This is a genomic window from Natronorubrum halalkaliphilum, from assembly GCF_009834785.1.
GTDB classification, from domain to species: domain Archaea; phylum Halobacteriota; class Halobacteria; order Halobacteriales; family Natrialbaceae; genus Natronorubrum; species Natronorubrum halalkaliphilum.
This window is the reverse complement of the sequence record NZ_WUYX01000026.1, coordinates 1-20,069: the sequence shown is the minus strand read 5'-3', so window position 1 is coordinate 20,069 and position 20,069 is coordinate 1. Positions and strand designations below refer to the sequence as shown.

20 protein-coding genes are annotated in these 20,069 nt (G+C 62.9%); 12 read left to right on the top strand and 8 right to left on the bottom strand.

Features of this window, described 5'->3' with window-relative positions; all coding sequences use genetic code 11:
- Positions 1-259 precede the first annotated feature (259 nt).
- On the top strand, positions 260-505 hold the full coding sequence (locus GS429_RS07075) for a hypothetical protein (protein ID WP_160064063.1): 246 nt from the start codon (positions 260-262) through the stop codon (positions 503-505).
- Positions 506-586: 81 nt separating this feature from the next.
- Here the strand turns inward: GS429_RS07075 and GS429_RS07070 are convergent, their stop codons facing one another.
- Complete coding sequence (locus GS429_RS07070; RefSeq protein WP_160064061.1) at positions 587-901, bottom strand: HalOD1 output domain-containing protein; 315 nt, start codon at positions 899-901, stop codon at positions 587-589.
- A 52-nt stretch (positions 902-953) separates the two neighbouring features.
- Positions 954-1,175: a hypothetical protein gene (locus GS429_RS07065; protein WP_160064059.1), complete on the bottom strand. Its 222-nt coding sequence runs from the start codon at positions 1,173-1,175 to the stop codon at positions 954-956.
- 188 nt (positions 1,176-1,363) lie between these two features.
- Between GS429_RS07065 and GS429_RS07060 the strand changes: the two genes are divergently transcribed.
- Positions 1,364-1,669 carry a hypothetical protein gene (locus tag GS429_RS07060; RefSeq protein WP_160064057.1) on the top strand — a complete coding sequence of 102 codons (306 nt, stop codon included), beginning with the start codon at positions 1,364-1,366 and terminating at the stop codon, positions 1,667-1,669.
- A gap of 172 nt (positions 1,670-1,841) precedes the next feature.
- Here the strand turns inward: GS429_RS07060 and GS429_RS07055 are convergent, their stop codons facing one another.
- Positions 1,842-1,979, bottom strand: a complete 138-nt coding sequence (locus GS429_RS07055) for a hypothetical protein (RefSeq protein ID WP_160064055.1) — start codon at positions 1,977-1,979, stop codon at positions 1,842-1,844.
- Between the two features lie 303 nt (positions 1,980-2,282).
- Here GS429_RS07055 and GS429_RS07050 point away from each other — a divergent pair, with 303 nt between their 5' ends.
- The 3 genes from GS429_RS07050 to GS429_RS07040 are packed head-to-tail and all read left to right on the top strand — an operon-like array spanning position 2,283 to position 5,553.
- Positions 2,283-3,020, top strand: a complete 738-nt coding sequence (locus tag GS429_RS07050) for an ABC transporter ATP-binding protein (protein ID WP_160064053.1) — start codon at positions 2,283-2,285, stop codon at positions 3,018-3,020.
- Positions 3,010-4,287, top strand: coding sequence for an ABC transporter permease (locus GS429_RS07045; RefSeq protein WP_160064051.1), 1,278 nt, complete (start codon positions 3,010-3,012; stop codon positions 4,285-4,287). Before GS429_RS07050 ends, GS429_RS07045 begins: the two co-directional genes overlap by 11 nt.
- Before the next feature lie 42 nt (positions 4,288-4,329).
- A complete protein-coding gene (locus GS429_RS07040) occupies positions 4,330-5,553 on the top strand; it encodes an ABC transporter permease (protein WP_160064049.1) in 1,224 nt (407 codons plus the stop codon).
- Positions 5,554-5,579: 26 nt separating this feature from the next.
- Here the strand turns inward: GS429_RS07040 and GS429_RS07035 are convergent, their stop codons facing one another.
- The 4 genes from GS429_RS07035 to GS429_RS07020 all read right to left on the bottom strand — a co-directional run bounded on the left by GS429_RS07035 (position 5,580) and on the right by GS429_RS07020 (position 11,920).
- The gene (locus GS429_RS07035) at positions 5,580-6,767 is read right to left on the bottom strand and encodes a hypothetical protein (RefSeq protein WP_160064047.1); all 1,188 of its coding nucleotides are present in this window, start codon (positions 6,765-6,767) and stop codon (positions 5,580-5,582) included.
- 449 nt (positions 6,768-7,216) lie between these two features.
- The gene (locus GS429_RS07030) at positions 7,217-8,326 is read right to left on the bottom strand and encodes a DUF1616 domain-containing protein (RefSeq protein WP_160064045.1); all 1,110 of its coding nucleotides are present in this window, start codon (positions 8,324-8,326) and stop codon (positions 7,217-7,219) included.
- A gap of 235 nt (positions 8,327-8,561) precedes the next feature.
- Entirely contained in the window at positions 8,562-9,587 is a 1,026-nt protein-coding gene (locus GS429_RS07025) for a MarR family transcriptional regulator (RefSeq protein WP_160064043.1), read from the bottom strand.
- A 215-nt stretch (positions 9,588-9,802) separates the two neighbouring features.
- A complete protein-coding gene (locus tag GS429_RS07020; RefSeq protein ID WP_160064041.1) occupies positions 9,803-11,920 on the bottom strand; it encodes a DUF4129 domain-containing protein in 2,118 nt (705 codons plus the stop codon).
- Positions 11,921-12,162: 242 nt separating this feature from the next.
- Between GS429_RS07020 and GS429_RS07015 the strand changes: the two genes are divergently transcribed.
- The 4 genes from GS429_RS07015 to GS429_RS07000 all read left to right on the top strand — a co-directional run bounded on the left by GS429_RS07015 (position 12,163) and on the right by GS429_RS07000 (position 15,739).
- Complete coding sequence (locus GS429_RS07015) at positions 12,163-13,692, top strand: DUF58 domain-containing protein (protein ID WP_160064039.1); 1,530 nt, start codon at positions 12,163-12,165, stop codon at positions 13,690-13,692.
- Positions 13,689-14,180 (top strand): DUF8163 family membrane protein, encoded by a 492-nt coding sequence (locus GS429_RS07010; RefSeq protein WP_328821282.1) that lies wholly within the window; start codon positions 13,689-13,691, stop codon positions 14,178-14,180. The genes GS429_RS07015 and GS429_RS07010 overlap by 4 nt, the downstream gene beginning before the upstream one ends.
- Positions 14,177-15,121 carry a DUF7982 domain-containing protein gene (locus GS429_RS07005; protein WP_160064037.1) on the top strand — a complete coding sequence of 315 codons (945 nt, stop codon included), beginning with the start codon at positions 14,177-14,179 and terminating at the stop codon, positions 15,119-15,121. Before GS429_RS07010 ends, GS429_RS07005 begins: the two co-directional genes overlap by 4 nt.
- Positions 15,122-15,217: 96 nt before the next feature.
- Positions 15,218-15,739: a methyltransferase gene (locus GS429_RS07000; RefSeq protein WP_160064035.1), complete on the top strand. Its 522-nt coding sequence runs from the start codon at positions 15,218-15,220 to the stop codon at positions 15,737-15,739.
- Positions 15,740-15,912: 173 nt separating this feature from the next.
- Here GS429_RS07000 and GS429_RS06995 read toward each other — a convergent pair whose 3' ends face one another.
- Positions 15,913-17,169 carry a magnesium transporter gene (locus GS429_RS06995; RefSeq protein WP_160064259.1) on the bottom strand — a complete coding sequence of 419 codons (1,257 nt, stop codon included), beginning with the start codon at positions 17,167-17,169 and terminating at the stop codon, positions 15,913-15,915.
- Positions 17,170-17,390: 221 nt separating this feature from the next.
- On the opposite strand from GS429_RS06995, the gene GS429_RS22635 reads away from it, so the two are divergent.
- From GS429_RS22635 to GS429_RS06980, 3 genes are all read left to right on the top strand, one after another.
- On the top strand, positions 17,391-18,095 hold the full coding sequence (locus tag GS429_RS22635; protein ID WP_160064033.1) for a tyrosine-type recombinase/integrase: 705 nt from the start codon (positions 17,391-17,393) through the stop codon (positions 18,093-18,095).
- An 884-nt stretch (positions 18,096-18,979) separates the two neighbouring features.
- The gene (locus GS429_RS06985) at positions 18,980-19,399 is read left to right on the top strand and encodes an ester cyclase (RefSeq protein ID WP_160064031.1); all 420 of its coding nucleotides are present in this window, start codon (positions 18,980-18,982) and stop codon (positions 19,397-19,399) included.
- Between the two features lie 14 nt (positions 19,400-19,413).
- On the top strand, positions 19,414-19,740 hold the full coding sequence (locus GS429_RS06980) for a cupin domain-containing protein (RefSeq protein ID WP_328821281.1): 327 nt from the start codon (positions 19,414-19,416) through the stop codon (positions 19,738-19,740).
- The last annotated feature ends 329 nt before the right edge of the window (positions 19,741-20,069 follow it).

Here is a 20,069-nt window from a genome sequence, read left to right as displayed (position 1 = left end):
GTTGTGACACGAGTACGTAACGGATTGTTTGAGGTTCTGTATACATGTTTTGATATCGACTAGAGAACGAGTGAAAGTATAGTGGGCATTGGGCCGTTGGATTAGTCGAAGCGAACGTGTTCTAGAAAACGTGTGAGGCGAGCTATCTATCCTAAACGCAACCACGTCCCGCATCTCCACTGTCCGAACCGCACAATCGACGAGACAGTCACCGCGACGACGGGATACCATAATGGCGCTGGACGATAACATACCACATATGACTGCTGCGGTGCCCGCTGGGCCTACCCCCGCGCCAGCCGCCGATGAGAGCCACGCGCAATGGACTGCGTGTGCCAACTGCGCCGGCACGATCCACCGGAGCGCCGGCCGCTGTCCGCACTGCGGTACCCACAACCGCCGGTTCTGGTGGCCGGCGGATCCGAAAGCGCGACTGCTACTCGCCACGACCGTCGTTTTCGCCGGAATGGTGCTCTATCGCTGGCTCACGAACCGTCGCCGGTGAGTCTGACGGGATCACGATACGGAACCCGTAGTTCGAACTGGTCGCACCCAAAGACGCGTGTCGCTTCCCCGCCGGAGAGAATCAGTCGGAACCGGCGGAATCCAGGTCGGAGTCGTGGATCGAAATCGTCCCGTCGCTATCGACCGCGACGGTGTAGTCGTCGACCGTCAACTGGACCGTCACGTCCTGATTCGAATCGCGAGCCGTTTCCATCATGCGATTCATCGAGTCGGAGTCGACGTGGTGGTACAGCGATGGAATATCGTCGACGCGACACTCTTCGATAGTAGATAGTCCGCGCGCAATCGCCTGTACCGGCGGTTCGTTCTGGTATTCCGTATAAAAGACATTGCCGCCGTCTGGAACGAGTGGCCCTGACGCGTCATCTGCTCCCATGTGCAACACTCCCACCGTCCAGCTACTAATAGAATCCCTGTCCGTAATGGTGTTACTCGTCAGTACTGACGAGTCGAAAACGGATCCCGATCGGCTCGAGAGTGACTCCCTGTAGTTCGTCCAGCACGTCGGGGTCGATCGATCGAACGACGCCATCGAGCGAAAACTCGAGCGGGAGACCGTCGGTGTTGAACTCGGTCCTGTGAAGTTCCAGCTCGGTCTCGTCGTCGAGCGAGACTTCGATTTCGGGCGGATCGGCGGAATTTTCAGTCATGGTTTCGCGCACTCCATCACCTCCGCATTTAATTCCAGACACGATAAAAAGTAATGGCACAGTAGCGATGCAGTATCCGGGCTCCCGTCGACGAATCACGGAACGCACCGATCGCACGCGGGCGGCGACTCGAGTTCGCGAACCACAAAACTTACTCTCGACTCGCGGCTGCGATCGGTAGACACGACGTGACCCGACCCGCGACCCCGACCAGGCGAACGCTGATCGCCATCGCGACCGTCATCGGCAGTACGGCGGCCGCCGTTCTCGCCGCGTACATCCTGGCCGTCGGCCCCGCGCCGGCTACCCGGACCAGCATCGAGGCGACCGTCCCGCAGGTCTTCGGCCTCGAGGCGCTCACGGTTGCGGCACTCGCACCGGCGACGGCCGTCGTCGCGGGCGCCTCGCTGGCCATCCTGCTCGAGGCCGCGTTGCAACTGTCCGAAGCCCGCGAAACCCGACTCGAACTCGAGGGGACGTCGCTCGAGGAGTGAGAGGGACGGTCGTACCGATTTGCCGGGTGTAACTGCTGCCATCTCGCGGTTGCACTGACACCTCGTACAATCAGCCGTCGAACTACCGTGGTTGCGTCGGCCGTTCGCAAATTACGTCACAATCGTTTTGCGGAGATTCCAGCAGCACGCTCGCGACTTCTCGCGAGAAGAGTCACTCGTCGGACGCCGAAACGTTCGAGCCGCAGACGGTACAGATGTTTGGTTGCCACGGAACCGTCCGCTTGATCGGTTCCGTTCCGTCACACGTCGCGCAAAATGCGGTCGGTCTTCCCTCGAGATTATCTCCCATATTGAGCTCACCAACACACTTAGTAATTAACCTTTCCCTGCCGTTGATCAATCTTTCAAAATAGTATCTTTTCTATATTGTTACGATAACTAAAATTCCTCACGTACACGATAGTAGTCACTGAACGCCCCCGCGTACCAGATCGGCGTCAGCGCCGCGACCGTTCCGTAATATCCTATTACGGGACCCGAACCACCGACCGACAGCACTGGCCCGGATCGCGACAAACCGCGGCCACTCCGGGGAGTAGGCGGACCCAAACAATAGTCACTGAGTGACACGATACGGTAGTTCGACTCGAGTATGGCGCGTGAACGACCCTCGGAGACGGCGACAGCCCGGCCGGTCGCCGTTCGGTGTACCGACGTCACCCACGAGTACGGCGGCCGGTCGTCGTGGCTCGGCTCGGACGCCGGCCGATCAGTCACGGCGCTCCGAGACGTCTCCCTCGAGATCCGATCGAACGAGGTCGTCGGCCTCACGGGCCCGAGCGGCAGCGGGAAGTCGACCGTGCTCCACGCGATCGCCGGGCTCGTCGTCCCGACCGCGGGCACCGTCGAACTGCTCGGCACCGATCTCACGACCCGCTCCGAAACCGAACGGACCCGACTCCGCCGCGAGTCGGTCGGCCTCGTCTTCCAGCAGTTTCATCTCCTCCCCGCGCTCTCGGCCGCGGCGAACGTCGCCCTTCCGCTCGTCCAACTCGGCTACGGCCGACGGGACCGACGGACTCGCGCTCGAGAGCTCCTCGAGCAGGTCGGTCTGGGCGACCGCGTCGACCATCGACCCGGCGAACTCAGCGGGGGCGAACAACAGCGGGTGGCGATCGCCCGCTCGCTCGTCACGGATCCCGACGTGGTTCTCGCCGACGAGCCGACGGGTGAACTGGACACGGAAACCGGGATGGCCATCCTCGCCCTCCTCGTCGACGTCGCGGACGAGCGGACGGTCGTGTTGGCGACCCACGACGAGCGAGCCGTCGACCGAATGCACCGCGTCGTCCGACTGCTCGACGGGGAGGTGATCGACGATGGGCGGTAGGGACGACACCGACGACCGACCCACAGCAGCCGCCGCTCCCAGACGCTGGCTCGCGATCTTCCGGTTCGCCGTCGGCCGGGTCGCGGCGCAGTTCCGACAGACGCCCCGACGAACCACCGTCACGATCGGCCTCGTCGCGGTCACCATCGCGCTGCTCGTGATCGTCACCGGGCTCAGCGTTGCGCTCGCCGACGACACGACCGAGGACGAGGCGGACATCCGCGTCGTCCCCGAGGACGGCGGGACTCTCTCACCGGTCGTCGAAATCGAGGGGCCGCGACTCAGCGACGCCCACGAGCGGACGGCCACGATCGACGACCGGGAGGACGTCGACTACGCAGTTCCCGTGCTCATGGAGGTCGTTCAGGCGGGGACGCCCGACTCCGACGACCCCGTCAACGTCCTCGCCGTCGGGATCGTCCCCAGCGAGGGCTCCCCGCCCGTCGGCGGCGTCTCGACCGACGCCCTCGAGCCGGGCGATCCACACTACGCCGACGGGAGCTACGACGGCCCCGAGACCGGCGACGCCGTCCTCTCGTCGGGGGCGGCCGCCCAACTCGAGGCCGAGGAGACGGACCAGTTGTTCCTCATGAGTCCCCGAACCGGGGCGCTCTCCCAGCCCCACGAAGTCACCGCGATCGACGACGGTGCCGACACCGCCTCGCTCTCGAGTGAACTGCCCGTCGTCGTGGTCCGGCTGAGCGAACTGCAAACGCTGACCGGCGCGGCGGAGGAAGATCTCGCCGATCAGGTGCTCGTCGGAACCGAGTCGTCGGCGGCCGAAGCCGCCGTCGAGGAGACGTACCCGAACGCGACGGTCGAATCCGACGGTGACGCCGGCCTCGCGGCGTTACAGGACGACGACCTCGCGCTCGCGACGAGCGCCATCGCACTGGTCGTCGGCATCGGCATCTGTACGCTCTTTATCACCACCGCGTCGGCGCTCGTTGTCGAACGCGAACGCCAGACCCTCGCCGTCCTCGCGTCGGTCGGCTTTCCCACCCGGTCGCGTCTCGCCATCGTTGCGATCATGACCCTCGGGCTTACGATCGCCGGCGGACTGATCGGCATCGCCGTCGGCTACGGCGGGATCGCGCTCACCAACTACCTCGCGATGGAAACGGTGACCTCGAGCGCGATCGCGACCACCCATCCGGCGTTCATCCCCTACGCCCTCGGCGTCGCGATCGGTGCCGGACTGTTCGCGATGCCCTATCCGCTGTACCTCGCCGCACGAACGGACGCCATCGCCGAACTCCGTCGCTAGCGATACCCGAAATCCGAAACTCGAAACTCGATACCCAGAGCTATGATTCGCCAACGACTCTTCGCGATCGCCCGCCTGTCGGCGGCCCAGCTCCGCCACGACGTCGGCCGGACGCTGCTCGTGATCCTCGCGATCGGGCTGGCCGTCCTCGCGGTGACGCTGCTCGCCGGGCTGGGAATCGGCGTCCTCGAGACGGGCGAGGAACGGTTCGCCGAGGCCGATCAGGACGTCTGGATCACGGGCGACGCGGTCGAACTCACGGCCGCCGGTGGGATGGAGAACCCGATCCCCGACTCCCACCGGCTCGCCGACGATATCGAGGCGCGCGACGACGTCACCGGCGCGTCCCCGCTCGCGTTCCACGCGGTGTACGCCGGCACCGAACCGGACGATCTCGAGGTCGTCTCGGGCGTCGGCGTCCCGGGCGAACACGGCGGGATGACCCTCGAGGCCGGCGACGGCTTCTCCGAGGGGAACGTCCACTACGGCGACGGGGACTACGACGGGCCGATGACCTACGAGGTCATTCTCGATCCCCAGATGGCCGAGCGCATCGACGCCGACGTCGGTGACACGATCTACGTCGGAACGAGCCCCGAGACGGCATCGACACACGAGTTTACCGTCGTCGGCATCTCGGAGACCTACTCGCAGTTTCTGGGCACGTCGACCCTTACGATGCCGCTCTCAGAACTCCAGCAGATCGCGGGGACGACGGGTGCGGATCGGGCCACCTACGTGACCGTCACCGTCGCGGACGGAGCCGATCGCGACGCCGTCAGCGACGACCTGCAGGAGCAGTATCCGGAGTACGAGGTTCGAACGAGCGAGGAGCAACTCGAGTCGATGGTCGAACAGCAGATTCTGTTGCTCGCCAGCGGCGTCGCCCTCGTCGTCCTGGCCGTGCTCGCGGGGATCATCCTCACGGTGAATCTCCTGGCGCTCGTCGCGGCCCAGCAGCGACGAGAGCTCGCGGCCCTCCGCGCGATCGGGCTCTCGCGGGGGCTGATCACCGCACTCATCGGCGGCCAGGGGATCGTGCTCGGACTGTGTGGCGGCGTCCTCGGCCTGCTCGCGACGCCGGCCGCGGCGTTCGCGTTGAACCGCCTCGCGGCCTCGCTCGTCGGGTTCGAAAACCTGTTGCGCACCCCGCCGGAGATCTATCTCGTCGGCTTCGCGATCGCGGTCGGCGTCGGGACGATCGGTGCCGTCGTCGCCGGCTGGCGAGCCAGCGTCTACACCAGGTTCGAACACCTCGCCGGCTAACGCGCCGAAAAAAGCGTACTACTGATTCAGTTTCCGCGTCCGGGACCCTCGAGTTCGCCGACGCCGACGAACGTGTAGGGTTCGTCGGCGAAGTCGCCGTAGACGAGCATCGTCGTCGGTTGGTCGCCGTCGAGCAGTCGCTGGATCTGCCCCGGTACGAACTCGACGGTGATGCTGTCCTCGGTTACGTCGCTGACGGCGTCGGCCTCGGCGAAGTTCTGGGCCTGTGGGCTTCCTGGAACCGGCGGTGCGACCGAGGCATACGGAGACGCGCGTACCGTACCCGGGTCGATCTCCGTCGCCGAGAGTCCTGGCTCGTCAGCCGCAAACGAGAGTTCCGCAGTGATTCGACCGCCGCCACCTTGGCCCCCGGGGCGGGTAAACGACGTATCCATCGAGAGCACGGCCGGAATCGGCTGCGGTTCGCCGGCGACCTGCAGGTTGTCGAAGGTCGCGTCGGTCGTGGTGCCCTCGAAGGGGTCACCGGCGCCGAGGGCCATACCGAGAACGGTCGCTCCAGAATCGAACCGTTGAGTGAGGTTTACACCGGATTCGATGCCGTCCAGACCTTCTCGCTCGAGTAGCGCGATGACGTCGTCGACGCTGATATCGGGGGCCGACAGCTCTTGCTGGATCGCACCAAGGTTGGCGTCCGCAATATCGATCTCGACGGCGAACCAGTCATCGGCAGGGAGCCCGTTCGAGTCGTCGCCCATCCCGAATCTCCTGACTGCGCCGCCGAACCTCGTGCCACCCGTCTGGAAGGCCAAAAAGACCTCATCAGGGGCCCCATCGTACGTTGTCTCGTCGCTGACGACCTGGCCCAACGAGGGTGATTGCTCGAGGAGATCGATCCCGGCACCGACGTAGTCGCGGGTGTCGACATCCGACGTGACACTGACCGCTCCCTCGGGCTCCACCTGCATCGTCGTCTGAAACGCTTCATCCCCATCGACGTCAACCAGGAACGCCTCGGTACGAAGCTGGGCGATGAACTGTTCCGGGGACATCGTCGTGTCCTCCTCACCGTTTGGTGGGCCCGCGTCGTCCGGTGGGCCCGCGTCATCTGGTGGTCCCGGCTCGTCGTGTTCATCCGCAAGGACGCTCGCGCCGCCGGCGATACCAGCGGCACCCAGTGCGATTCCTCCCGCACCGAGTACCACCGAACGGCGACCGATTCGCCGATCCGTCTCGTTCGTTTTGTTGTCTGTCATCCTCGATACCCATCCATGGTGAAACATATCATAAAGGTCTATTATCGTCACAGAGACGGTCTGTGATTATGGAAATCCTTCAGGCATCGCCGGGATTCCCACGACCATCGATGACCGCGAAAATCGCAGTTTCAACCCGGATAACGCACTTTCACGAAAGCGGCGAAACGGCCCAGACGGAACGTCAACTAACACGACCTTTCTCCCATGGGTAGCAGCCGAGAACGCTCCCCAGCGGATGCTGTCAGCAATAATTGACAGTTGCATTGATCCATCGGCGATGCGGACGCGCTGGCCGTTCCGCACGGAGCCGTGCTGATGGCTCGAGAACGCGGCGGTAACAGTAACTGCTCACCGAGAAGTGCCTCGTCAAACGAATCACTCAAAGAATGTACCGCCGATCGCCACCTCGGGTCGCGATCGGTGCTCGTTGACTACCGCAGTCAGTCTCACTCTTCGACGTCGACCCACAGATGGACGTAGTACTCGGTCGAGTCCATCGACGGCTCCGCGGGAACCTCGTCGGGGTAGAGCAGCCAGACGAGTCGCACGTTCTCGCCGGTCATGGTCGGCTCGAGGTCGTGAGAATGGTGCCAGCTCTCGTTGTGTGCCAGCTGGGTCTCGAAGCGCTCGAGTTCGCGTTGGTCTTCGACGACGGTTTCGTTGACCGTGACCGTTTCGTCGTCCTCGATAACGGTCTGGTTCGCCTCGATGGCCACCTGTTGTTCGACCAGGACGACGGTGTAGTCGACGGTCCGGTGTTCGTGGTTGTCGACGCCGAGGACGATCTCCTGGCTCTCGCCCTGGGTGAACTCGGTCGGATAGTCGTCGGCGACCAGTTCGCCGTCGTCGTCTTCGGTCAGGATGTAGATCGCGGAGAACTGCTCGCCGTCGGGTGGCACCATGATCGCGTAACTGACGCTCGCGATCGCCAGCATCACGGACAGCGCTAGCAACACGTTCAACGCGGCGTCGGCTCGCGTGTCCGGCTCGAGCAGTTCCGAGCGAGCCGCGGCGTACCACGTCCGGTAGGGGACGTAGAACCGCTCGTCTTCGGGGAGTTCCCACCGACGATTGGCGGCGACGACGGTCGCGATGACGGTAAAGCCGCTCACGGCGACCATGATCGGCACCAGTCGAATCCCCCACGGCGTGAAGTTCAATACCAGTCCGAGCAGCGGGGTGATGGCGATGCTCAGCCCGAACGAGAGTGCGACACGCTCGATGCCGTCGATTCCCGAGCGGGGGAGCCCGCCCTGAAAGAGGGAGCTCTCTGCGGTGTCGGCGTCGGTTCCGAGTTCGGGTTCGTCCGTCTCCGACTCGCCCGCCTCGACGGGCGATTCGCCGGCTTCGGGAAACAGCGCCGCGATAAACGCGTAGCCGGGCACGAAGAGGACGAAGGCGAGCCCGAGGGGCACCCGAAGCGGCGTGTCGCGGATCACGGGGGCGAGGGCGGCGATGTTCGTCGCGGCGACGAGGACGAGCACGGCAGCGAGATCGGCCGGGAGCCGCCGGACTGGTCGCGGAAGCATGGCCACCAGTGAACGCGACTCGGTCATTCACCCGTACGTAGCGACGACACCGGTAAAAGCAAACCGGTCACCGTTCGGATGGTCGCCCACCGAGAGCCAACGTACGATAGTATCGTTCCTGTGACATATACGCTACGTCCGAAACAATTGACACGAAGGACTAGAAGCACCGGGTCAGCGTTCCTAGTACTAGTGACCGCAGGACCGAGCGGCGGACGCTGATGCCGAGAGGAGTACTAGTGGCGTTTCGCTCGAGCGTCGGTCAGCCTTCGAACGAGCTCTCGGTCCCGGCCTGTTCGGCCGATCCGGCGGCCGTCACATCTCGAAGCAACTGCAACTCCTCTTCCTCAGTGATCCGATCCGAATGCAGACAGGCGTGGACGACCTTGTGTGCGAGTTCGGGGTCGTCGAGCACCGATTCCGTCGCCGTCTCCCGTCCCTGAAGCGCTTCGACTTCGTCTTGCAGGGTTCTAACCTGTGCTGTGAGTTCGTCGATCCGGTCCTCGAGTTCCGCTCGCCGATCGTCACCGCTCTCCTGGCCTCCGTCTGCCTCGTCTTCGGCGGCTTGACCGTCCTCTCGCTGGCGAGCACACGCAGCCGGCTGTGTCTCAACCGAGCCGTCGTTTTGCGAGTCGGTCTCGCTTTCGGTCGCCCGATCGGTATCGCCGTCCTCCGGATCGGCCGAGTGCTGGTCGCCACTCGAGTTCCCACCCTGGGTCGCCTCGGCCGGCTGCCGTACACTTTCGTCGCCGTTCCCGAACAGCGGTTCCACGAGTTCGTGGCGGTTCGACCAGTCGAAGCCCTCGATGGAGTTGACGCGCTGGCTGATCGTCGGGCTGCTAACGCCGAGCGTGTCGGCGAGTTCCGCCTGGGTTGCGTCGGGCCGCTCGGCGATTGCCCGCAACGTTTCGGCTTGCTTCTCGGTGAGTGCTGTTCGGTCCAGCACCGGCTCCGATTTTGAGTCCGATTCCGATTCCGATTGTAACTCCTCTTCGACCGTCGCCGGCGTCGTCGATTCGTTGCTCATCTCAGTAGCGTTCGGTGTCGTCTCGGAGTCGTCCGCAACCCCGACTTCGTCCGCAGCATCGCTCCCCGGATCGCCGTACTCCTCGAGAACGCGCTCGACCGTCGTGACCGTTGCACCGCTGACTCCGTCCGCAATCGTCTCCATGGAGGCGTCCGGGCGCTGTTCTGCCGCCTCGAGGATCTGCTTATGGATGATAGCACGCGGGGCGTTCGGTCCGCTGTCGGTACCTCGGTCCGATGCCGTCTGCCGTAACTCGGTCATCTCCAGTCTGCACCCTCTTGTTGCCAGTCCTATTCCAGAGCTCCCCTTATAGGTATCTTAAATTAAAAGCTACAGTTATATTTCCGGAAATTTCCACGTATAATATCAGTTGCGGTAGAACAGTGTCAGTGAAAATTGGAGGCGGAATACAGGAGAGACGCTCCTGAAACGATGGTGTCGACTGACGGGAGTTTCACCGATCGTCCCGTCCGCGGTCAATCGTCAGCCGACGGGTGCCCGGCGGACTCCTCGAACCCGCAGAGCTCTCGGGCCCGCTCGAGGACCGTTTCGGCTTCGCGCTCGGAGACGCCCTCACGGCCGAACGTCGCGCGTTCGTACCCCTCGGTGACGTCTCGAAGCGGCTCCGGATCGGCGGCCGACGCGTCGTCCTGATACCGCTGGTAGAACTCCCAGTGGGTCAGCGAGCCGGCCGCGCCGAGTTGGGACTCGAGCGTTCCGCGGACCGCCGCGTAGCAGTCTCGAACGGCCTCGTCGGCGTTACCCCGCGAAAGCTGCTCGCCGGCGTGGGAGAGCAGCGACCGGGAGACCGACGGCTCCATCGTCTCGGTCGCCGACACCGGCGTTTCGCTATCGCCCTGGCTGTCGGGGACCGACTCCGAGTCCGTGCCGGCCCGATACCAGCGGAGCCCGGCCCCGGCGGCGACCGCGGCGAGCAACGCGATGACGAGCCATGCCCACGTCGGAAGCAGCGAGCCGCCGGGGAACGAGACCGTCGTCTCGGCTTCCGCTCGCGCCAGGTTCGTCCCGTCATCGTCGTGAACGGCGACGATCTGGACGTCGCCCGCCGCCATCTCCTCGGGTAGCTCGAGCGTGTCGCCGAACTCGCCGCCGTCGCCCGTGGTCAGCGTCCCGAGAACGGTATCGCTGGACACGATCTGGACGGACTCGCCTTCGACGCCGTCGATGTCACCGCCGCTGGCGACCGCGAGCGTCCCGTTGACCGTCACCTCCTGATCGCCACTCGACGTCGCGCCGACGGCCAGTTCGGGCTCGGTTTCCGCGACCGTAACCGTCGTCTCCGCGTCGATGCTTGCCACCGCTCGATCACCGAACGGCAGGGCGACCTCGAGCGGCTGTTCGCCCGCCGGGACGTCCGCCGGCACCGTCGCGTTCTCGTCGAACGTTCGCTCGTCGAAGTCCAACGTTCCCAGCGAGACGCCGCCGATCGAAACCGCCGTGGAAACGTTGTGAGTCGTGCCGTCGTCGGCGACGAGTCCGGCCTCGACCGTCACCGTATCGTTGTACGCCACCGGCTCGGGGCTCACCGACGCGACCTCGAGCGGCGGTTCGGTTTGCTCGATGGAGACCGGGACGCTCGTCTCGCTGCCGAGGTAGTCGGTCTGATTTCCGGGCACGTACTGGACCGACACCGACTCGGCGGATAGCGGGACGGCGATCGGTCGGTACTCGAGATCGAACGAACCGGTCGCGTCCGTCTCGGTCTGAATCGTCTGGTTGCCCACCTCGAGATCGATCTCCTCGTTGGTGATCGGCGTCCCGTTTGCCGTCCGTAACTCGCCGGTGCCGACCAGCGGATCGGTAAACGAGATCTCCTCGTTTGCGGCCTCGAGAGTCATTTCGGTTTCGACGAACTCCGCATCACGAATGTCGGCCTGCTCCGTTTGAACGTCCTGATTCGTCGTTTCGATGGCCGCTCTGGCCTCGGAGAGGTCGATATCGGCATCCTCGCTGAGGGCGTCGTACTGCACCAGCGCGTTCTGGGTCGCGTCGTCGAGGTCCTGAGCGAGCGTCTCGAGTTCGCGTGCCAGCTCTCGGGCTTCTTCGGCGTCACCCGCCTCGCGTGCTTCCCGGTACTCCGTCCTCGTCTCGTTGTACGTCGCGGCCGCGTTCGCGACCCGCTGTTGTTCGGCCTGGGCCTCCTCGAAGGCCTGTGCCTGCTGGCTCAGGCCGCCGCCGTCGCCGTCTCCCCCACCACCGTCACCGCCACCGGAGACCTCGACGTACTGGGCGAGCCTGTCGCTGTACTCGTCGTCGACGTACTCGCTGGCCATGTCGTACTCGCCTTCGCTCAATTCGACCGCACCGCCCTCGAGTTGCTCTGACAGCCACCCCGAGAGCCAGCGCTCGAGTTCCTCCTGATCGCCGTCGCCGCTGTACTCGTCGGGGTTCTGGTGGCGGACGGTCTCGTTGCCGTCGGCCGCATCCTGCTGGAACGCGACGCTCCCGAGCGCGCGCTCGTTGTCTCCGGTGGCTCCCGTTGCAGGCACCGCGCCGGCGCCGCCCATGACGGTTAGCGGGAGACAACACAGCAAGAGTGCGAGGACGATCGTCCGACCGACGCCAGTAGTCACAGTAGTCGAATGCGGGGCCGACAGCAAAAAACTGTTCTCTTGGATGTCGAGTCAGTGGTCGATAGTACGAAAACGCCGGTCTCGAGTGGCTTCGGCGACGAAACGCGTCACTTCGACCGATCCGGACGGTGAAACAGAGTCCGCACCTGGTACCGTTTCGAACCCGGCTCGCAACGACAGTTTCGCCGGGCGGTTCCGCGCGAATCAGTAGCTTCAACAAGATACCCGCATATCGAACGCATATGTTCCCCACGCGTCGACTCTGGGCGGCGATCGCGCTCGCGGTCTTTCTCGCCGCGTTCGCCGTCGTCGCCGCCCGTCCGCTCCTCCTCGGAGGGGCCGGGCTGATCGGCGCGTGGGTGCTGACACGTCAGTACCGGTTCCTCCGAACGCTCGAGGACGGTGTTGACTCCCTCTGGGTCCACCAGTCGGTCACTCGCTCCGGCGTCCGAACGACCGACACGATTCCGGTCACCCTCGCGGCCACGCTCGAGACGGATTCGCCGCTCGCGTTCGATATCGACGCCGGGCTGCCGACGGCGGCCGTTTCGGACGAGCCGCTGTCGGTGTCGCTCGCCCCCTCGGAGTCGACCGCGGACCGAACGGTCGAGGTCACGTGGCCGGTCGCGGGCCAGCACCGATTCGACGAGCCTACCGTGCGGGTTTCGGACGGGTTCGTTCGCGAAACGCTGTCGGTGGGGGAGGCCCCGACGATCACCGTCGAACCCCGCGGCCCGCGAACGATCCACGTCGGCGAAGGCGGCGACCGGATCGCGACGGCCTACGGTGAACACGAGGCCGGCCGGCTTGGCTCCGGCCTCGAGCCGGCCGAACTCCGGGAGTACATGCCGGGCGACACGGCCGACCGGATCGACTGGAAGGCGACAGCCAGACTCGGAACTCCACACGTCCGCGAGTACGAGGCCGCGACCGATCGCCAGACGCTGCTGGTCGTCGACCACCGCGCCTCGCTCGCGACGGGCGTCCAGGGCGAGACGAAACTCGAGTACCTCCGCGAAGTCGCGCTCGCGACGGCCGCGAGCGCGCGACGACTCGGCGACCCCCTCGGGTTCCTCGCCGTCGGCGACGCCGGCGTGACCGACCGACTCGAGCCCGATACGACGCCGGCGACGTACAACCGGGTTCGCCAGCGACTCCTCGAACTCGAACCGACGTCCGCCACGCCGTCCGACGACACAGCGGGCGACGACGCCGACAGTTACCGACGGCGAACCGGCCCTGACCCGACGTCGATCCGACTGCGAAGCCGACTCACCGCGGCCGACGCTCGGCGGAAACTCTCGGCAATCGGCGGCGATCTCGAGGGCGAGCCTGAAACCGGAACCGAACCCGATTCAGATCCGTTCACGTCGACCTTGCGGCCGTTTTACGCGAATCGAACGGGCTACCGCAAGCGGATCGAGTCGAAGCCGCTCTACGGCGCCGTCAGAACGGCCCACAACCGCGGGCTGAACACTCTCTGGACGGTCATCTTCACCGACGATTCGCGGCCGGCCGAGCTTCGCGAGACGGTCAAACTCGCCCGCAGCAACGACAACGCCGTCCTGGTCCTGCTCGCCCCGTCGGTCCTCTACGAACCTGGCGGACTCGCCGACGTCGAGCGCGCCTACGACCGCTACGTCGAGTTCGAGGAACTGCGCCGCGACCTCGCCCGGATGAGCCGCGTGACCGCACTCGAGGTCGGACCGACCGACCGACTCTCGACCGTGCTCTCGTCCGGCCGGACTCGGGCTCGAGGTGGTCGCGTGTGAGCGCAGCCCTCGAGAGCGAGACGACGGGTCGGGACTGGCCGACGATCGTCGCACTCGTCGTGCTCACCGTCGCGCTGACGGTCGTCGTCGGCGTCCTCGGTACCGTAGCCGGCCTCGCGACGGCGATCGCCTGGTACGTACTCGGGACGCCGTACGCGGTCGCGGCCGGACACGTCGTGCTCGCGACGGCGTTTCCGAACGGCATCGGCCTCGAATCGTTCGTGCTCGTCGAACTCCCGTTCGTCGTGTTCGTCCTCGCGCCGACGATCTGGGGCACGGATCCGCTCCGCGACGGTGCCGTCGGGCTCGCCAGCGCGGTCGGTCTGGTCGGCATCGGCTGGATCGTCGCTCAGTCCCAGCCGCTCTGGCTCGCCGCCGCCACCGTGATCCTCGTCTTCGCGCTCGCCGCGTACACGCTCCACCGATACGAACTCGTCCGCCTCGGACTCGTCCCCGATGATTACGCAGCTGACTCCCACGACACATGAGTAGCAACGACGTCGAGACGACCGACTCGCGCTCGCCCACGACAGACGCCCCCAGCACCGACGCCGAGGAGAGAGCCGACGGCGACGATCAGACCGAACTCGCCGCCCAGGTCGAACTCCTCACCGACGAAAATCGCCGACTTCGCGAGGAGTACGTGCGCGCACGCCAGTCTCAGTATCGAGCCACGGCGGTCGGACTCGCGGCGATCGGCGTCGTCGCCGCACTCGGCGGCCTGCTCTTTCCCGACGCCCGAGAGATCCTCATCGCGCTCGGCGCGACCGGGCTGTTCGGTGCCCTCTTGACCTACTATCTCACGCCGAGTCAGTTCGTCGCCGCCGAAGTCGGCGAACGCGTCTACACGGCCACCGCGACGAACGTCGACGCGATCGCCGACGAGCTCGGACTCCGCGAGGACCGGGTGTACGTCCCCAGCGAGACCGCAACCGCTCGCCTCTACGTGCCCCAGTCGCCCGAGTACGCGATTCCGGACGACCGCTCCGGACCGATCGTCGTCGACGACGGGTCGCGGGGGCTCCTCCTCGAGGCAACTGGTACCGAACTCTTCGAGGAGTTCGAGCGAGCGCTAACCGGCGACCTCGCAGACCGGCCGTCGGTACTCGCCTCGCAGTTGACCGACGGGCTCGTCGAACAGTTCGAACTCGCCCAGGGCGCGACCGCCGACGTCGACGCGGGCGACGGCCGCGCGACGATCGCCATCAGCGACAGCGCGTTCGGCGACGCCGACCGGTTCGACCACCCGATCCCCTCGTTCCTCGCAGTCGGCTTCGCCGCCGCGCTCGAGCGGCCGGTGACCCTCGAGGTCGCGCCCGGCGGCGAGCGAGCCGACTGGCTGGTCACCTGTCGATGGGACGTCGACGCGGAGTCCGGAGCCGAGGCGTCAGCGGACGACGAGTCGGAATCCGACGACGACGCGGAGTGAGCCTCGAGAGCAAAGGCGAGACCGAGAGCTGGCCGAAATCACACGAATCTCCATTCTCCTCGACAGCGTTTTACCGCCGACTCCACTGACGAGGGTATGGGAACCATCGTTTCGCCGGTCGAAGAGCTCGCTCAGTTCGCCGCCCGCAACTCCGAGGGCGACCCGCCGACCGTCGTCGTCGCGGGCTGCGGTCGCGGACGGACCGTCGACGGGCTGCTCGAGCACGGGGTCGACGCCTACGGCTTCGATATTTCTCCCGACGCGCTGGCCGATGCCGAGACATCGCCCGATCGCCTCGAGCAATGCGATCTGGAGGACCCAGAGCTCGTCGATCGACTGCGGACGAGCTTCGACGTCGAACGGATCGACGTTTTCTACACCGAACAGGTGTTGTCCCTGCTCGCGCCCGATGTGGCCGATCGGGTCACGGCGCAGTTGCGGGCCGACGACGCGGTCGGCCGGTGCGTCCACCGCATCGCGCCGATGCCGCCCGCCGCCGCACAGAACGGCGAATTCGACGCGACCGACCGTTCGGTTTCGGAGTGGAAAGCCCAGTGTGACCCCGACGGAGAAGACGTGTGGCTGTCGGTCGGCGAGCAGTTTCAGAAATCAGACTGAAACGGCCAGTTCGGTAACTACGCGTGTGAAATGGCAGTGGAGTTTCTGTCAGGTTCAGATCACAGCCAACGAGTTCTGCTGAATACAGGGCGCTTATCTCGCATGGAGAGCAGTCGGATTGGAGTTACCAGATTAATCAAGCGCCTGTAACGACAGGAGTGTACAAGCGGCAGTTACAACAGGACCGCCTGAGCCAATCCGAGGAAGACGAAAAAGCCTAGCACATCGGTCGCCGTAGTGATGAAGATCGTCGCGGACGTGGCCGGATCGAATCCCAGCCGATCGAGTAACAACGGCGTAATGGCACCGAAAAAGCCTGCAATCACGAGATTTGCGACCATTGAGATGCCAATGACGGCCCCGAGTAAGAGGCCAAATTCGCCGAACGAAAAGGCAATAGCGATCACGGCGACGAGCACACCGGTAATCAGTCCATTGACGGCACCGGCAACGACTTCGTTGAAGATGACACGCTTGCCGGTGTTGAGTGACACCTCCCCAAGTGAAATCCCGCGAACCGTGACCGCCATCGCCTGTGTGCCAGCATTTCCACCCATCCCGGCGACGACCGGCATGTATGCTGCCAAGATGGCGACAGCAGCGATGGTCGACTCGAACAACCCAACCACCGCTGCAGCCATAAACGCCGTTCCGAGGTTGAGAATCAACCACTTGTATCGTCGCCGTACCTTGGTAGCTGGACCATCGAGAACGCTCTCTTCTTCAGCGACCCCGGTGAACTCGTAGAGCGTTTGCCCGCGCGCCTCCTCGAGTAGCCGCAACAAGTCCTCGGCGTGAATCACTCCGAAGATGTCTTCCTCTTCATCGAGGACGGCAACGGAACGCTTGCGGTTTTCCTTGAATACTTCAAGAACTGTCTCGTCGTCGCGGTCGTACCGGACATGCGGTGTCTCTCGAACGTAGTCGCTGATCGTCTCGGTTTCGGGATCGGCCACGGACAGCGCTGCACCGGGGAGTTCGCCTTGCAATTTCCCATCGTCAGTAACGAAGATCGTCGGAACCCGTCCCCTTCTCTCTTCGAACCGACGAACGCGTTCGATCACTTCTGGGAATTCCCGCGTTTCGTCAACGGTAACGTAATCGAGACTCATTACCCCGGCCGCAGTTTCAGGGTCAAACGAGAGTAGGAAGTCGATTTTCTCGCGGCGTTCGCTATCGAGCGTTTCGAGCAGCCCCTCACGTGTTTCCTCGTCAGTGTACCCGAGAACGTCTGTCACCTCGTCCGGATCGAGCCAGTCGATAAACGTCTCCAATTCAGAACGGCTCATGTCTACGATGAGGTGTTCTTGCACCTCTTCCGGGAGTGCGAAGAACACGTTACGCCACTCGCTCAGTGGCAGGTCTGTGAACGGATTCGACGGCTCCGAAGCCATCGCAATCGTCTCCTGTATATCCGTCTGCTGAGTCATATGCGGAGTGTATAAGCCGAGCACTAAATCACGACTGATAGCGCTATCATAATAAGGCCCTCTTAGCGGTGGCTGCTCCAGCGGCACTGAACAGCCAATCCATTTCGATAAACACGCAATCAAGAGATTTTCGCTGCTGAATGTATGCTCCATATTCAGCACTGCCGAACAATCTCGATTTTGAATAGCTTCTCTGGGAACCGCGCACACCTCTGGCTGTAATGACACAGCATCAATCTGAGTCATCAACGTGGGCGAAGCGACATCGACGAGCATTGACGACACGACATTCTCACGAAGATGTCCTCACCGACCGAGAGTTCGAGTTGTTACTCGAAGCCTGTTCGGAGTTGTCCAGTCCCCGTGATTTCCAAGCGCGGTTCATCTGTTTGGTCGCCGGTCGGCTCGGACTCCGTGGGGGCGAGATTTTACATCTCACTACCGACTGGTTTGACTGGGATCGGAAGCTTCTCCAGATTCCACAGCACGAACCGTGTTCTTGTGGGTACTGTCGTCGCCAAGCAGCTCAGGAAGCGAACCACTGTGACGACCTCACCGAGGACGAGGCAGTAGAGGCCCGGTGGCACCCAAAGACGGTTTCCTCCGCGCGGGCGATCCCGTTCGACCTGTCTTTGCGTCTCGAATTGTGTCTCGAACGCTTCGCCAATCGGTACGATTCTTTCCCGCATTCGCGCTCGTCGATCAATAGGCGAGTGAACGAAGCAGCCGAGGGTGCCGATCTTCGAGGGCGCGTCTACCCACACTGTTTGCGAGCAACCGCTGCGAGCTATCACGCTTATCAGGGAGTTGCGCCAGTTCCGCTTCAGGCCTTGATGGGGTGGAGCGATCTCGCCACCGCCCAGAAATACATCCGGATTTCCGGAACAGCGACCGCAGATGCACTCCGGCAAGCGCATCACCGATAACTAACAGTCTACTCACGATTTTCGTAGCCTCTGCTGTATACAGGGCGCGAATGTCGTACGAGATTCGGCTCAATCTACGAACGCGGTAATCGGTCAGTACATGCTATCCACAGATCATCAGTATAATAATTTCTCAGAGTCGGGGAAGGTTCATTACACTCGGTTGTAGTAATTGCAGACATGGTTTGCGTTCGTCCGTGGAAGTCCCCGCTCACACTTGCGCTCGGAACCGGGCTCAGTCTGTGTGCGCTCACGCTCGTCGCCCACGTGTATCTCGCAGGATTCGAGCATGGCGACGGCTTCGCAACATCGACTACTTTGCAGCTGTGGAGTTTCGGTGGAATGTTCCTTTTCGGAGCGATTCCAGCGTATCTCTCGGCACGGTATCGTGTCGTGTCTCCTGTTGCTGTCGCTGTCGCCATCTACGGGTTGGGGCTCGCCACCTCGTGGTCGGCACTGATCGACTCCGCACAATCAGCCGGAGCAGGAATCACGCCAACGTGGTTTGATTTCCTTCTCTGGTTCTGGCCAGCCCTGCTCTTGATCGCACTCCTGATTGGTGGGATTGAATACGGCATCCGACGAGCCGTTTTCAATAATCACTCTCCTGCGACTCCGTGAATCGGTCAGTGCAGGGAATCCAATTGTCAATCTGCAGGTTCTCTTTCGGATAGTTCTGCGTTAGTAGCACGAAATAAACCGAGTCGCTGTGCTGACTTCATTCTCTGGATTCAGCACGCAGTTTCTGACAGAATCCGAGTAGAACGTTCAGTCTCTGTGAATATAGAGCGCATATCGTTCACCGGTTGCTCCCCGTGCAACCTGTGCAAATTCTTCACCAGTTGACGGTATGTGCTTGGTCAACGTAGCGAGACAGGCGACCTATGGCACAAGCAAAACCAGACACCGAACAACTCGTGAGAGACTATGGAGAGATGTGGAACGAACAGGAGTTCGCAAAGATACCAGACCTTGTCTCGGAGTCAGTCGTCGTGTCTCATCCAAGCATGCCTGACGGTGAGGTACGGGGACACGAAGGGTTAGAAGAATGGATGCACGAGGTCACGACTGGCTTCCCCAACATTCAGGTGGAAATTATAGATCTTCTTGCTAGTGACGAGACAGTAATGGTTGAGGTGAACTATACGATGACTCACGAGGGAGAATTCAACGAAATCCCAGCAACCGGACGGGAGGTCAACATGAAAGGAATGTCGAAATTCGCCATCGAAGATGGTGAAATAAAAGAACACCAGGAGTACATCGACCGACAGGAGTCCTTCGAACAGCTTGGATTGTCATGATAGACGAATTAGTAGTGAAGTCGTTCGAGTCACCTGATGAGACAATGACTCTCAAGAATGCGAAAGGTGAGTGTGTACAGTTAGGGGAGCGGAAGTTCTGGTTGGCAACGGCAGAACCGGGATGGAAGTTCTCCAGAGATAACGGTCCTGATATGGGAACCGAGTGGTGCCCGTCTCCACACCGTCTGTACATGCTCTCTGGACAGATGACTGTTGAAATGGAAGATGGGACTCGGAAAACAATCGAGAAAGGCGATGTCGCCTTGCTTCCACCCGGACACGATGCATGGGTGGAAGGAGACGAACAGGTTGTGTGGTTCGAGGAAGAACTTGACGGATAATTTCTCCCACGAACCCTCCTCTGACTACGTGCGGTGAATGTCGCAGAACATATCTACTGTGATTGGTAGAACTATCGATGGTCAATACGCACCTGGTAACTAATCCAGCCGAATACCGACCTCGGCATGACAAAATCGGGGTTGGATATGCATGAACAGCGCGATGCCCAAAATATTTGCAACTCGTGTCTTTTTGCAGCGGTTGCACGACCGGCAATACCTGACCAGCGGTCAGTAGGTACCTAGAGCGTGTCATAGAAAGCGTCACGTACGAAGCAGCAGGGTGTGGAAAGTGTGTCCAGCACAACCACAACCCTGCAAGACGTTGC